This window comes from Pseudomonas sp. G.S.17, from assembly GCF_038096165.1.
In the GTDB taxonomy this organism is placed as follows: Bacteria; Pseudomonadota; Gammaproteobacteria; order Pseudomonadales; family Pseudomonadaceae; genus Aquipseudomonas.
The window spans coordinates 3,879,642-3,893,773 of sequence record NZ_CP151076.1 but is presented as its reverse complement, the minus strand read 5'-3'; the positions used below and the strand labels follow the sequence as shown (position 1 = coordinate 3,893,773).

The 14,132-nt window shown below is 60.2% G+C and carries 10 protein-coding genes and 1 pseudogene; 4 read left to right on the top strand and 7 right to left on the bottom strand.

What is annotated here, in order from left to right; translation table 11 throughout:
• Positions 1–82: 82 nt before the first annotated feature.
• The 4 genes from sigX to AABC73_RS18385 all read left to right on the top strand — a co-directional run bounded on the left by sigX (position 83) and on the right by AABC73_RS18385 (position 3,802).
• The gene (gene sigX / locus AABC73_RS18400; RefSeq protein ID WP_331149168.1) at positions 83–673 is read left to right on the top strand and encodes an RNA polymerase sigma factor SigX; all 591 of its coding nucleotides are present in this window, start codon (positions 83–85) and stop codon (positions 671–673) included.
• A 106-nt stretch (positions 674–779) separates the two neighbouring features.
• Complete coding sequence (locus AABC73_RS18395; protein ID WP_331150329.1) at positions 780–1,814, top strand: OmpA family protein; 1,035 nt, start codon at positions 780–782, stop codon at positions 1,812–1,814.
• Between the two features lie 204 nt (positions 1,815–2,018).
• Positions 2,019–2,852 carry an oxidoreductase gene (locus AABC73_RS18390; protein WP_341520402.1) on the top strand — a complete coding sequence of 278 codons (834 nt, stop codon included), beginning with the start codon at positions 2,019–2,021 and terminating at the stop codon, positions 2,850–2,852.
• 11 nt (positions 2,853–2,863) lie between these two features.
• The gene (locus tag AABC73_RS18385; protein WP_341520401.1) at positions 2,864–3,802 is read left to right on the top strand and encodes an AraC family transcriptional regulator; all 939 of its coding nucleotides are present in this window, start codon (positions 2,864–2,866) and stop codon (positions 3,800–3,802) included.
• Between the two features lie 8 nt (positions 3,803–3,810).
• Here the strand turns inward: AABC73_RS18385 and cobA are convergent, their stop codons facing one another.
• The 7 genes and pseudogenes from cobA to AABC73_RS18350 form a co-directional block, all read right to left on the bottom strand.
• A complete protein-coding gene (cobA, locus tag AABC73_RS18380; RefSeq protein WP_341520400.1) occupies positions 3,811–4,566 on the bottom strand; it encodes a uroporphyrinogen-III C-methyltransferase in 756 nt (251 codons plus the stop codon).
• A 12-nt stretch (positions 4,567–4,578) separates the two neighbouring features.
• Positions 4,579–7,314 carry a molybdopterin-dependent oxidoreductase gene (locus AABC73_RS18375; protein WP_341520399.1) on the bottom strand — a complete coding sequence of 912 codons (2,736 nt, stop codon included), beginning with the start codon at positions 7,312–7,314 and terminating at the stop codon, positions 4,579–4,581.
• A 32-nt stretch (positions 7,315–7,346) separates the two neighbouring features.
• Positions 7,347–8,558, bottom strand: a pseudogene (locus AABC73_RS18370) (FAD-dependent oxidoreductase); the annotation flags it as partial.
• A gap of 346 nt (positions 8,559–8,904) precedes the next feature.
• Complete coding sequence (locus AABC73_RS18365) at positions 8,905–10,557, bottom strand: bifunctional protein-serine/threonine kinase/phosphatase (RefSeq protein ID WP_341520398.1); 1,653 nt, start codon at positions 10,555–10,557, stop codon at positions 8,905–8,907.
• Positions 10,558–10,565: 8 nt separating this feature from the next.
• Positions 10,566–11,777: a nitrate/nitrite transporter gene (locus AABC73_RS18360; protein ID WP_341520397.1), complete on the bottom strand. Its 1,212-nt coding sequence runs from the start codon at positions 11,775–11,777 to the stop codon at positions 10,566–10,568.
• Positions 11,778–12,194: 417 nt separating this feature from the next.
• A complete protein-coding gene (locus AABC73_RS18355; RefSeq protein ID WP_020290156.1) occupies positions 12,195–12,770 on the bottom strand; it encodes an ANTAR domain-containing protein in 576 nt (191 codons plus the stop codon).
• Positions 12,771–12,781: 11 nt separating this feature from the next.
• A complete protein-coding gene (locus AABC73_RS18350; RefSeq protein ID WP_341520396.1) occupies positions 12,782–13,993 on the bottom strand; it encodes a CmpA/NrtA family ABC transporter substrate-binding protein in 1,212 nt (403 codons plus the stop codon).
• Between the last annotated feature and the right edge of the window lie 139 nt (positions 13,994–14,132).

Genomic DNA, 14,132 nt, shown 5'->3' with positions numbered 1-14,132 from the left:
CTAACCTGCTAATGTATGCCGCCACGAATCGCCGGAATCCGGACAGTGGCGGACATTGACCCGACTGTCGGCACGACTTGTTTTGAATAAACCCCAACCGCTATCGATGCGCTACGACCCCCGCGAGCTCTCTGACGAGGAGTTGGTCGCGCGCGCGCACGTTGAGCTGTTTCACGTGACGCGGGCCTACGAAGAGTTGATGCGTCGCTATCAACGGACACTTTTTAACGTTTGTGCACGTTATTTAGGGAACGATCGCGATGCAGATGATGTCTGTCAGGAAGTGATGCTTAAGGTGTTGTATGGCTTGAAGAATTTCGAGGGCAAATCGAAATTCAAAACCTGGCTCTACAGCATCACTTACAACGAATGCATTACGCAGTACAGAAAGGAACGGCGTAAGCGTCGCTTGATGGACGCTTTGAGTCTGGATCCACTTGAGGAAGCGTCTGAAGACAAGACGCCTAAACCTGAAGAGCGGGGTGGACTCGATCGCTGGCTGGTGCATGTGAACCCGATCGATCGGGAGATTCTGGTGCTGCGATTTGTCGCAGAGTTGGAATTTCAGGAGATCGCAGACATCATGCACATGGGCTTGAGCGCAACGAAAATGCGCTACAAGCGGGCTCTTGATAAATTACGTGAGAAATTTGCGGGCGTTACCGAAACTTAACTCGGTGCAAATACCTCTAACAATCGGGCAAGTTCTGATAGACTTGCCCACGAGTTGTCCCTTATATGTGGGACTGCTTTACAATCACCAGATGGGGATTTAACGGATGAAACTGAAAAACACCTTGGGCTTGGCCATTGGTACTATTGTTGCCGCTGCATCGTTCGGCGCTCTGGCACAAGGCCAAGGCGCAGTCGAAATCGAAGGCTTCGCCAAGAAAGAAATGTACGACAGCGCCCGTGACTTCAAAAACAACGGCAACCTGTTCGGCGGCTCTGTTGGCTACTTCCTGACTGACGATGTTGAATTGCGTCTGGGCTACGACGAAGTGCACAACGTTCGTAGCGACTCGGGCAAGAACATCAAGGGTTCCGATACCGCTCTTGACGCTCTGTACCACTTCAACAATCCGGGCGACATGCTGCGCCCTTACGTCTCGGCTGGTTTCTCCGATCAGAGCATCGGTCAAGACGGCCGCGGTGGTCGTAACGGCTCCACTTTCGCCAACATCGGCGGCGGTGCCAAGCTTTACTTCACCGAAAACTTCTATGCCCGTGCAGGCGTTGAAGCTCAGTACAACATCGACCAAGGCGACACCGAGTGGGCTCCAAGCGTCGGTATCGGCGTAAACTTCGGTGGCGGTTCGAAGAAAGTTGAAGCAGCACCAGCTCCAGTAGCTGAAGTGTGCTCCGACAGCGACAACGACGGCGTGTGCGACAACGTCGACAAGTGCCCGGACACCCCAGCCAACGTAACTGTTGACGCTGATGGCTGCCCAGCAGTTGCCGAAGTGGTTCGTGTTGAGCTGGACGTGAAGTTCGATTTCGACAAATCCGTAGTCAAGCCTAACAGCTACGGCGATATCAAGAACCTCGCTGACTTCATGCAACAGTACCCATCGACTACCACCACTGTTGAAGGTCACACTGACTCCGTCGGTCCTGACGCTTACAACCAAAAACTGTCCGAGCGTCGTGCAAACGCCGTTAAACAGGTTCTGGTTAACCAGTACGGTGTTGGCGCTAGCCGCGTAAACTCGGTTGGTTATGGCGAATCCCGTCCAGTTGCTGATAACGCAACTGACGCTGGCCGCGCTGTTAACCGTCGCGTAGAAGCTGAAGTTGAAGCCCAAGCTAAGTAATTAGCCCGCTTTAAATCGCTTCAATAGAAAAGCCCGGCTTATGCCGGGCTTTTCTTTGCCCGGGATTTGACCTTCGGGCTTGAATCCTGCCAACGCCGCAGGCCGGATTTGGAGGAATAGGCAATATCCCCGTAGCAAACAGTCATCGAATTCAAGGCCGGCAGTCGTAGCATGGCCCTCTCAACCATTGATCGAGGACCTGACATGACTGCTGCAAAAACGATTTTCATCACTGGCGTCAGTAGCGGCTTCGGCCAGGCTCTGGCCACCGAAGCATTGGCTGCGGGACACCGCGTCATCGGCACGCTGCGCAACGCCGAGGCGCTGGCATCGTTCGAAGCCAGCGCCCCGGATCTGGCGCATGGCGTGCTGCTGGACGTCACCGATTTTGCCGCCATCGACGCTGCGGCCGCCAAAGCCGAAGCCGACTTTGGCCCGGTGGATGTGCTGGTCAACAACGCCGGTTATGGCCACGAAGGCATCTTCGAGGAATCGCCCATCGAAGAAATGCGCAAGCAACTGGACGTCAACGTGTTCGGTGCAGTGGCAATCACCAAGGCTTTCGTGCCTTATTTCCGGCAGCGGCGGGCCGGCCACATCATCAACATCACCTCCATGGGCGGGTTTATCACCATGCCGGGGATCTCTTACTACTGCGCGAGCAAATTCGCCGTTGAGGGCATTTCCGACGCGCTGAGTAAGGAACTCAAGCCCTTCAATGTTTTCGTCACCGCCGTCGCGCCGGGCTCGTTTCGTACCGACTGGGCGGGGCGGTCAATGCTCAGAAGCCCCCGGGCAATCGCCGATTATGATGCGTCGTTTGATCCGATTCGAAAGGCACGCGAAGATAGAAGCGGCAAGCAATTGGGCGATCCACGCAAAGGGGCGCTGGCCATTCTGCAACTGATCGCCAGCCCGACACCGCCTGCGCACCTGTTGCTCGGCAGCGATGCGCTGGAATTGGTCAGGAGCGAATTGCAGCGCAGGCTGGAGCAGATCGACGCTTGGGAATCGCTGACCCGGTCCACCGACGGCTGAATGAGGTAGTGATGAGTCAAGAGCACGATACGAAAGCGCGCATGATTCAGTTGATGGAGCGGCTGGCGCCTGATGAAGGCTACAACCTGTCGGCGCTGGATGATGTGCGCTTTTTGCGCTCCAATCGGCCTTTGACGCGCACCCCGGTGCTTTATGAACCGGGGATCGTGATTCTTTGTCAGGGTCGCAAGCGCGGCTATCTCGGCGATGAGATTTATCTTTACGATGCCCAGCATTACCTGGTGGTCTCGGTGCCGGTGCCGTTCACCATGGAAACCGACGCCAGCGCTGAAGAGCCGATGCTGGCGGTGTATCTGCGTCTGGATTTCAATCTTGCAGCGCAATTGGTGCTGCAAGTCGATGAGGGCAAAGGTGCCACTCAGGCGCAGCCCAAAGGCATGTACTCCTCGCCCATGGAGGATTCGCTCAGGCACTCCACGTTGAGCTTTCTCGAAGCCATGAGTGATCCGACCGATACGCGGATTCTGGGGGCTTCGCTGCTGCGGGAGATTTACTACCGAATCATCTGCGGCGAGCAGGGCGGCTCGTTGCGCGCGGCACTGAACAGCCCGGGACAATTCGGCAAGATCACCAAGGCGATCCAGAGGATTCATGCGTGTTATCAGGAGCCGCTGGATGTGGACAGCCTGGCGAAAGAGGCGGGCATGAGTTCGTCCAGCTTCCATTCGCACTTTCGCGCGGTCACTGATACTTCACCGATGCAGTACCTGAAATCTACGCGCCTGCATCAGGCACGGCTGTTGATGCTGCGCAGCGACATGACGGCGGCAATCGCCGGTTTCAGTGTCGGCTATGAAAGCCCGTCGCAGTTCAGCCGCGAATTCAAACGCTTCTTCGGCCTCACGCCGCACAGCGAAGTGGCGCGCATCCGGCGTAGTTACGCCTTGCCCGCACCCACATCACCGTCGATTTACGTGTCTTCACACTGACAACCGAATCAACCGGCGCTGGCCTGGGTTTGCAGCCAGTCCGTCATTTCTGCCTGATCGACAGCAGCCACCGCGCCGATCACCAGGATCGCCGGGCTTTTCAGCTGGAAGGTTGCTGCGTCGAGCTGCATGTCGGCCAGGGAGCTGTGGCATTCGCGCTGCTGCGGCAAGGAAGCATTTTCGATCATTGCCACCGGCGTTTGCGCGGCGAGGCCGCCGGCCAGCAGGCTGTCACGGATTTCCGCCAGTTTCGCCACGCCCATGTACACCACCAAGGTGGTGCCGGTCTGCGCCAGCGCCTGCCAATTCAGACTGCTGTCGTCCTGGGTATGCGCGGTGACCAGCGTCACGCCGCGACTGATGCCGCGCAACGTCAGCGAGATGCCGCACTGAGTCGCGCCGGCCAGGCCTGCAGTAATGCCATTGACCAGTTCAACCTCGACATCCCGCGCGCGCAACCAATCGGCTTCTTCGCCGCCGCGCCCGAAAATGCACGGATCGCCGCCCTTGAGGCGCACCACGCATTTGCCCTGACGCACGTAACGCAGCATCAGACGATGGATGAATGCTTGCGGAGTCGAGCGACAGCCGCCGCGTTTGCCGACCGGGATAACCCGCGCGTTCGGGCAATGTTCAAGCACGGCGGTGTTGACCAGATCGTCGATCAGCACCACATCGGCTTCCCGCAACGCCCGCACGGCCTTGAGAGTGAGTAACTCCGGATCACCGGGACCTGCGCCCACCAGCCAGACTTTTGCACTCATGCTGTTCACCCCTTAATTGATCGCGACGGCTGTCAGCAGCCGTTTGATTTCTGGCACGCAGGAGCCGCACATGCTGCCGCAGCCCAGTTGTGTCTTCAATTGACCCAAGTCCAGGCCTTGAGCGATACCGGCAACGATTGCCCCTTCACTGACGTTCATGCAGTTGCACAAAATCTTGCCGCCGCGCGTTGGCGTCGAGCCCGCGCCCGGCGGCGTGCTGAGCGGTGCCAGCAGCCAACGGCGCAAGTTGTCGTTGAGGCTGCCTTCGAGCCATTGGCTTTGCAGCCAGTGACGAGCCAGGGTTTCACCCGCCAGTCGCACGGCAGTAATCCGCCCGTTTTCGAGACGTACACGCTTGCCGATGGAGCGTTTCGGGTCGTCATAGGCCATGACCGGCCCTTCATTCAGGCCAAGAATCCGGTCGATTTCCTGCAACAGCTCGGGTTCCGGTGCGGCGGCGTTGGCCGCGTTGATCACCAACCCCGGACGTTCCCGACCGGCCAGGCCTAGGCTGACGTAATCGAAGGCTTCGCACAGTGGGCGTATTGCTGTGAGCAACGTTTGCATATCGCCTTCGATCAGGACGAAGAGCTTCCAGGGCAGGTCGATCTTGTCGATGCGGACCCCCGAATGCTTCAGCTCGGGCTGCTTGGACAGCGGATCGAATGCCGGTTGGGTCAGCAGGTTGACCCCGCCCTTGAGGAAGCGATCGCCCCAATGCATGGGCAAAAATGCCTGCCCCGAGCGCAGGCTGTCGTCGCTGCCAACCGGCACCACGATGCTGCCGCGTCGACTGGTCAGGCTCACCAGATCGCCGGGCTGCAGGCGGTGGCGATTCAGTTCGTCAGCATTGAGGCCCAGAACCGCTTCGCTGACATGGCCAAACAGACGCGCAGCCGTACCTGTGCGGCTCATGCCATGCCATTGGTCACGCAGGCGGCCCGTGTTGAGGGTCAGCGGATAGCGCGCGTCACGCAGCTCGCTGGGCGCGCGATACACGTCGGCAATAAATCTGGCGCGGCCGGACGGCGTAGGGAAAATCCCGTCCGCGTACAATCGTGGCGTGCCAAGTGTGGCGCCCTCCGGGAACGGCCATTGCTGCGGGCCGCTCTGGTCGAGGATCGCGTAGCTGATGCCGGACAGGTCCAGATCGCGGCCCCGAGTCAGGACTTTGTATTCATCGAACAGCGCTTGTGGCCGGGCAAACTCGAACAGCGCAGGCGCGTCGGGTTGCAGCCGGGCTTGCAGGCGTCGGGCGAAATCCACGGTGATCGCCCAATCCGGCCGCGCTGCGCCAGGTGCCGGAATCGCCCGGCGCACATGGGAAATACGTCGCTCGGAATTGGTCACCGTGCCTTCTTTTTCGCCCCAGCTGGCGGCGGGCAGCAGCAGGTCGGCGAAGCGCGCTGTTTCGGTGGTGCGAAAGGCTTCTTGCAGGACCACGAACGGGCAGGTGGTCAGGGCTTGCTGGACTTTATGTTGATCAGGCAAGGATTGCGCGGGGTTGGTGCAGGCGATCCACAAGGCTTTGATCTTGCCGGCCTGCACCTGCTCGAACAGTTCGATGGCGGACAGCCCCGGTGTTTCCGGCAGGCTGTCGATCCCCCAGTACTCGGCAACTTCGGCGCGATGCTCAGAGTTGGCGGCTTCCCGGTGGCCGGGCAACAGGTTGGACAGACTGCCGGTTTCCCGGCCGCCCATGGCGTTGGGCTGGCCGGTCAGGGAGAAAGGTCCGGCACCGGGCCGGCCAATTTGCCCGGTCGCCAGATGCAGATTGATCAGTGCGCTGTTTTTCGCGCTGCCGGACGTGGACTGATTCAGACCCATGCACCACAGCGACAGGAAGCTCGGCGCCTGCCCGACCCAGCGCGCGCAGGTCTGCAATTGCTCGACAGACACGCCGCACAGATCTGCCACCCGCTGCGGTGGGTAGTCGTGAACCAGCGCTTTGAGCTCGGCATAGCCTTCGGTGTGCGTGTCGATGAAGTCGCGGTCGATCCAGCCTTCCCAGAGCAGCAGATGCAGGATGCCGTGAAACAGGGCGACATCGGTTCCCGGTTGAATCGCCAGGTGCAGATCGGCCAGCTCGCAGGTGTCGGTGCGGCGGGGGTCGATGACGATGATTTTCATCTCCGGGCGGCTGCTTTTGGCGGCTTCAAGGCGCCGAAACAGGATCGGATGCGCGTAGGCCATGTTGCTGCCGACGATCAGCACGCAATCGCTGAGTTCGATGTCCTCGTAACTGCACGGCGGCGCATCCGCACCCAAGCTGCGTTTGTAGCCCACCACGGCGGAAGACATGCACAGGCGCGAATTGCTGTCGATATTGTTGGTGCCAACCAGGGCCCGAGCCAGCTTGTTGAACGCGTAATAGTCTTCAGTCAGCAGTTGACCGGAAATGTAGAAAGCCACGCTGTCCGGGCCGTGTTCGGCGATGGTTTGGGCGAACACCTCGGCGGCGTGATCCAGTGCCGTGTCCCAGTCGGTCACGCTGCGGGCCAGGGATTTGCCCAGGCGCAGTTCCGGATACAAGGCTCGGGCACTGAGATCACCGGTCAGATGCAGGCTTGAACCTTTGCTGCACAGTTTGCCGAAGTTGGCCGGATGCTGTGGATCGCCGCTGACGCCGAGGATTTTATCTTCGTCATGTTCGATCAATACACCGCAGCCCACGCCGCAATAGCAGCAGGTCGATGCGGTGATCTGAGTCAGAGATGGGGTCTGGACCTCGGTCTCGGTCAGGCGCATAACGCAACACCGCTATTTACACCGGTGGCAGCGCCCAGACTGTTTTCGCCGAACATCAAGTGATCGCGGCTGTTACCAATGCAGCGTGCTTCGCGAATCTGCCGCAGGTACCAGCCGCCATCCGCAGTGTCGCCGTACAGGCACGCGCCCACCAGCAGGTCATTCTTGATCACCAGTTTCTTGTAGCTGCCGCTGATGGGGTCGCGAAGGGTGATGCTTTCGGTGCCGTCGCCACCCATGAAGTCGCCGGCGGAAAACAGGTCGATGCCGGTGACTTTCAGTTTGGTCGAGGTCACCGAACCCTTGTAGCTGGCGAAGCCCAGTTGCGCGAGATGGTTGGCGCAGACCTTGGCTTGTTCGAACAGCGGCGCGACCAGGCCGTAGGCCGTTCCCCGGTGGCTGGCGCATTCGCCGATGGCGTAGATGCGTGGATCGAAGGTCTGCAAGGTGTCGCTGACCAGAATGCCTCGGTCACACGGGATGCCCGCCTGTTCGGCCAGCTCGATGGCAGGGCGCACGCCCGCGGCCATCACCACCAGGTCCGCAGGCACAACATCGCCGTTGGAGAACTGCACGGCCTTGACCCGACCTTCGCCATCGTCGAGCAGCGCCTTGGTTTGCTCGCCAAGACGGAATCTCAGGCCGCGCTCTTCAAGGGCGTGCTGCAGCAACTGCGCCGAGGTCTGGTCCAGCTGGCGCTCCAGCAGCCATTTGCCGATGTGTACCACCGTGACGTCCATGCCGCGTAGCTTCAGGCCGTTGGCGGCTTCAAGCCCTAACAGACCGCCGCCGATGACTACGGCATGTTTATGGGTGCGCGCGGTGTGAATCATCTGCTGCGTGTCGGCAATGTCCCGATAACCGATGACGCCATCCAGAGTGTTGCCGGGAATCGGCGGAATGAACGGTTTGGAGCCGGTGGCGATCAGCAGGCGGTCGTAATGGGCCTGAGTGCCATCGTCGGCGGTGACGATTCGTTTCGTGCGATCGATCTTCACCACGCTGCGGTTGAGCAGCAGTTTGATGTTGTTGCTCAGGTACCAGTCCAGATCGTTGAGCACGATGTCATCGAATTTCTGCTCGCCGGCCAGCACGGGCGACAGCAGGATGCGATTGTAATTGGGGTGCGGCTCGGCGCCGAACACGGTGATGTCGTACAGGTCATTGCTCAGCTTGAGCAGCTCTTCCAGAGTTCGCACCCCGGCCATGCCATTGCCGATCATCACCAGTTTGAGTTTTTTCATGTTGCCTCCGAGATCCACCATGGGCGCGCTCGACAAAATCCGTGCAAACAAAAAAGGCGTCCCGCTAGTTACCTAGCGAGGACGCCTTTGTCCGATCCCGTTATCTCGGGAAGCCCAGGCCTTCGTCGTTGAAGGTCAGGGCTAAATGTGAGTTGCTTGAGATGGGATATGCATGGGTTGTGCCAGAGTGGATTCAGACTCCGTTGGAGCGAGGCTTGACCGCGAATCGGTGTCTCTGTTGCCACTATCGTCGCCTGAATGGACGCCTTCGCGGGCAAGTCTCGCTCCAACGGGATGGCGGAGGTTCCCGCTTTGGTGCGCTTTGCACCGAAGCGGGGCGCAATGCTCAGTGGCGCAACAGCCAGATGATCAGGATCAGGTTCACCAGCAACGACACCAGCGCCAGGCTGCGCCATACCTTGAGCGGCTCGCGTTCCAGCAGTGGCCGATGCTGGACCACCGGCCGGTGTTCGGCCTGTTCCAGTTGCAGCAGCCACTGTTCCGCCGTTTCATAGCGTGAATCCGGCTCGGCGTGCAGTGCCTGTTGCAGGCTGTGATCCAGCCAGTCCGGTACATCCGGCCGATAGCGGCTGGCGGGAACCGGGGTGCCGAACCGCCGATGTTGAAACGCCTCTATTTCGCCGTACGGATAATGGCCGGTCAGGAGGTAATAGAGCGTGACGCCGACGGCGTACAAGTCCTGCTGAGGGCCGGGTTCTGCACCATTGAAAGCCTCTGGCGCAATAAAACTCGGGGTGCCGGGCAGTTCGTCAGCCGGTGCCGACAGACCGGGGCAATACGCCAGCCCGAAATCCAGCAGGCGCAATTCGCCGTCGTCATCAAGCAGCAGGTTTTCCGGCTTGATGTCGCGATGAATGATATTGCGCCGATGCAGCAAACCCACGGCGCGCAGCAGGCGTGTCGCCAGATCCTGCCAATGCGCAACGGAAACAGGACCGCTGAGCGCAAACAGCTCGGCCAGCGTGCGGCCACCGTGTTCGCGCATCAGGTAGTACAGATGCTGACGATCCGGGGCAGGATGCAGTTCGGGAAAGTAACGCCCGGCTACCCGACGCAGAAACCACTCTTCCAGCAACAGGCTTTGCCCTGCGTTGGTTTCGTCATGCCGATTGGCTGGCAGGGTTTTCAGGAGCCACCGCTGGCCGAGCGGGTCGCAGACCCGATAAAGCAATGACTGCCGCGATTCCGCCAGCAGGCTGACCACTTCGAAACCCTCGAAGCGCTGACCGGCTTTCAGCGCTGGCGGCAACGGCCATTGCTGAAGCTGGACCAGCGTATCGCCGAGATCGTCCTGGCCCAGCTTATCGATGTGGATCAGCAGGGCGCTGGCATTATCCTGACTGCCTGCCAGATGCGCGGCATTGACCAGGGTCTGCACCGCGGTGTCGAGATCGTCCTGTTCGGTGAGAATCGAGCGGATGCTGGCATCCCCCAGCGTAGCCCAGACTCCGTCACTGACCAGCAGCAACCGCTCACCTTCGCGCAGTTCGCCGTCCAGGTAATCCATGACCACGTACTGATCCAGCCCGAGTGCGCGCTTGAGCACATGCTGCATGTCTGGTTGTTCCCAGACGTGGTCGTCGCTGATGCGCTGCAATTCACCTCGGTGCCAGCGATAGGCCCGACAATCGCCGACATGGGCCAGGGTGAATCGCCGGCCGCGCAGCACCAGTGCGCTCAGCGTGGTCAGTAAGCCATTGGCCAACAACCAGCGATTCTGCGCCAGCAGCAGGCGATCCAGCGACTGGGCGATGCCCCAGGTTTCCGGCGTGGAGTAATAGTCCAGCGCCAGGGCCTGCAAGGTGGATTGCGCCGCCAGTGCGCCATCGACGCACTGGCTGACACCATCGGCAACCGCGAACAGATAACCCTTGCTGGCGGCGAGCGCCGGGACCGGCGTCACCAGGCGCAGGGCGTCCTGGTTTTCCGGTCGCGGACCGCTGGCGCTGCACTGGGCGAAACTCAGTTGCAGGCTCATTGCCTACCTCAGACGCGGGCGGCGGTAACTGCTGCCGAACCCCAAGTGGTTCTCCAGCGGCGCTTGACGTTGAGCAGGCCGAACCAGGCCAGGACGCCAAGGAGGGCGAACAACCACAGGCCGAGCTGGTAGTCGCCGGTGTTTTGCTTGATTGCACCCAGACCGGCTGCCAGCAGGAAGCCACCAATGCCGCCGGCCATGCCTATCAGGCCGGTCATGACGCCGATTTCCTTGCGGAAACGCTGTGGGACCAGCTGGAATACTGCGCCGTTACCCGCGCCCAGACCGAGCATGGCTGCGACAAACAGCGCCAGTGCCGCCCACGAGCTGGGCAGGTTGAAGCCTACGGCAGCGATGCAGATGGCGGCTACGGCGTACATGCCGGACAAGGTGCGAATCCCGCCGAACCGATCAGCAAGCGCGCCACCCAATGGACGCATCAGACTGCCACCGAAGACGCAGGCTGCGGTGTAGTAACCGGCGGTGACCGGGCTCAGGCCGTATTGATCGTTGAAATAGCCGGGCAGGGCGCTGGCCAGACCGATGAAACCGCCGAAGGTGACGCTGTAGAAGAACATGAACCACCAGCTGTCACGATCACCCAATGCCTTGAGATAGTCCGCCATGGACTTGGGTTTGGAGCGTTCTGGTGCATTGCGTGCCATCAGGCAAAAGGCAATCAGCGTCAACACCAATGGGATGACGGCAAAACCGAACACGTTACTCCAGCCGAATGCCATGGCCAGCACGGGTGCAATCAACGCGGCCAGAACCGTACCGGAATTGCCCGCACCGGCGATGCCCATGGCCTTGCCCTGATGCTCGGCCGGGTACCATTGCGAGGCCAGCGGCAGGGCGACAGCGAACGAAGCGCCCGCCATACCGAGGAACAGACCTAGAATCAGCGCCTGTTCATAACTGTGAATGCCCAGTTTCCAGGCACCGAACAGGGCGCAAATGACGATGACCTGGCCGATGATGCCAGCGGTTTTCGGCGACAGTTGATCAGCCAGCAAACCCATCACGAAGCGCAGCACTGCGCCAGCCAGAATCGGCGTTGCCACCATCAGGCCGCGTTGCTGTGTGGTCAGGTGCAAGTCGGCGGCGATCTGTACGGCCAAGGGGCCAAGCAGGTACCAGACCATGAAGCTCAGGTCGAAATACAGAAAGGCAGCGAACAGAGTCGGTTTGTGGCCGGCTTTCCAGAAACTTGTATTCATTGAACACCTCATCTGCATAAAGGAAGTCTGTCGGTTCGTGAACCGCAGCGGGCGAAGACCTGCAGGTGGAGCATCCATAACCTCGGTGGCTCCACCGGCCCCAATCACTGGGGCCAAAACGCAAAAAACGCCGCAACCCGATTCGCGTTGGCGAAAGAGGTGTGCGACGTCTTTGTCGTAAGTGGGGCAACCGCCGTTGGCTACCTGTGTGATTAGCTAAGCAAAAGCTGGGCCATCGTCAGAATCGGGTGTTAACTGACACAACAATCTGGCGCATTCAGGCGCGCTCCGTAGGAGCGAACTTGTTAGCGAGGCGATAGCTCTGCCAACACAGGGCCATTGTCTCGCCAACCAGTTGTCTCCTACAGAAAATCCATCTAAGTCAGTTAGTTATGGGGAATAAGGTGAGGCAGGAAATCACCCCAGCAGCTCGCTCATGGCGATGATCTGTTCGGCCACCTGGATCAGTTTCTGCTGCCTGCTCATGGCCTGGCGGCGCATCAGGGTGTAGGCCTCTTCCTCCTTGCAATCCTTCATTTTCATCAGCAGGCCCTTGGCCAGTTCGATGCGTTTGCGTTCGGCCAACTGCTGATCGCGTGCCTGAAGTTGGGCACGCAAGGCTTGATCGCTCTCAAATCGTGCCATGGCGACATCGAGGATAGGCTGCAGGCGCTGGGCAAGAATGCCTTCGACGATGTAAGCGCTGACCCCGGACTTGATCGCCTGGCGCATCACGTCCGGGTCGTGCTCGTCGGTGAACATCACGATAGGGCGCGGCTGGTCACGACTGACCAGCACCACCTGCTCCATGACGTCGCGGCCCGGGGATTCGGTGTCAATGAGGATTACGTCCGGGCGTACCGCTTCAACCCGCGCGGGCAAGTCGATGATCAGTCCGGACTCGTCGATGACTTCAAATCCCGCTTCGGAGAGCGCTGCTTTGAGGCGTCCGACTTTTTTTGGCGTGTCGTTGATCAACAGGATACGTAGCATGATTGCGGCCCTCAGCGACTGACAACGGCGGGGGCGGTATCGGCCAGCGCATGCAGCTTGAAGCTGCGCGCGTAGCCCGCCGGATCGCTGCCGTCCCAGACCTTGCCGTCGATCAACTGGCTGCTGCGCATGGTCGAAGCGGCGACTTCAACGCCCACTTCACCCGCCGCCTGGCGATACAACTCCAGTTGGTGAACGCTGGTGGCGACCGACAGATAGTCCGGGTCTTCGCGCAGCAGGCCCCAGCGGCGGAATTGGGTCATGAACCATATGCCATCGGATAGATAAGGCAGGTTCACTTCGCCGCCGCCATGAAAGCGCAGGGCATGGTTATCTTGCCATTGGTTGCCCAGCCCATCGCTGTATTCCCCGAGCAAACGCGGCTCGATGCAGCTGGCGGGAGCATCCAGGTAGTCTTTGCCACTGAGCAGCTGCGCGGTGCTGCGGCGGTTTTCCTGATTTTCTTCGATGAAACGGCTGGCCTCCAGAACCGCCTTGACCAGCGCGCGCGCGGTGTTGGGGTTCTGTTCGACAAACTCGCGGGTGCAACCCAGGACTTTTTCCGGGTGGTCCGGCCAGATCGCCTGGCTGGTGGCGAAGGTGAAACCCAGCTGCTGCTGCACGGCACTGGCCCCCCAGGGTTCGCCGACGCAGAAGCCGTCGATCCGCCCGGCCTGCAGGTGCGCAACCATTTGCGGCGGTGGCACGACCACGCTGGTCACGTCGTGAAGCGGATGAATGCCTTGGCTGGCCAGCCAGTAATACAACCACATCGCATGATTGCCAGTGGGGAAGGTTTGGGCGAAGGTCAGCTTTGGGCCGCTTTGGTGCGCGCGCCGGTCCAGTGCCTCAGGAGTGATCACGCCGGCATCTTGCAGCGGGCGCGACAGGTTGATGCTCTGGCCGTTCTGGTTCAGGCCCATCAACACCGCCATGTCCGTCGCGGCACCGCCGCCGATACCCAGTTGCACGGCATAGATCAGGCCGTAAAGACTGTGGGCCGCATGCAGTTCGCCGCTGACCAGTTTGTCACGCAGGCTGGCCCAGGAAGCCTGGCGTTTGAGATTGAGGGTCAGGCCATAAGGCTGGGCGAACCCCTGAGTGGCGGCCACCACCAACGATGCACTGTCGGACAACGCCATGAAGCCCAGGTCAAGGCTGTTCATCTCTGGCGCATCGCTGCCATTCACCCAGGCGAGCGGGTCGTTCGTGGAGGTATTCATAAGCGTGTCTTCCTTTCCGGAAAAGCCTGTCTCGGGAGCGTTTGTGCCTGGCCCGATGACGGGATCTTCCATAAAAAAAGCGTCGTTCAAGCCGTTGCATAAAGCAAGGACGAAAACGACGCCATTGTCTGTGCCGCGC

Bases quoted from the DNA above. Each gene is read 5' to 3' on its own strand.
- AABC73_RS18360 (WP_341520397.1), bottom strand. From the start codon at position 11,777: ATGAATACAAGTTTCTGGAAAGCCGGCCACAAACCGACTCTGTTCGCT.
- AABC73_RS18355 (WP_020290156.1), bottom strand. From the start codon at position 12,770: ATGCTACGTATCCTGTTGATCAACGACACGCCAAAAAAAGTCGGACGC.
- AABC73_RS18350 (WP_341520396.1), bottom strand. From the start codon at position 13,993: ATGAATACCTCCACGAACGACCCGCTCGCCTGGGTGAATGGCAGCGAT.
- AABC73_RS18385 (WP_341520401.1), top strand. From the start codon at position 2,864: ATGAGTCAAGAGCACGATACGAAAGCGCGCATGATTCAGTTGATGGAG.
- cobA (WP_341520400.1), bottom strand. From the start codon at position 4,566: ATGAGTGCAAAAGTCTGGCTGGTGGGCGCAGGTCCCGGTGATCCGGAG.
- AABC73_RS18390 (WP_341520402.1), top strand. From the start codon at position 2,019: ATGACTGCTGCAAAAACGATTTTCATCACTGGCGTCAGTAGCGGCTTC.
- AABC73_RS18375 (WP_341520399.1), bottom strand. From the start codon at position 7,314: ATGCGCCTGACCGAGACCGAGGTCCAGACCCCATCTCTGACTCAGATC.
- AABC73_RS18365 (WP_341520398.1), bottom strand. From the start codon at position 10,557: ATGAGCCTGCAACTGAGTTTCGCCCAGTGCAGCGCCAGCGGTCCGCGA.
- AABC73_RS18395 (WP_331150329.1), top strand. From the start codon at position 780: ATGAAACTGAAAAACACCTTGGGCTTGGCCATTGGTACTATTGTTGCC.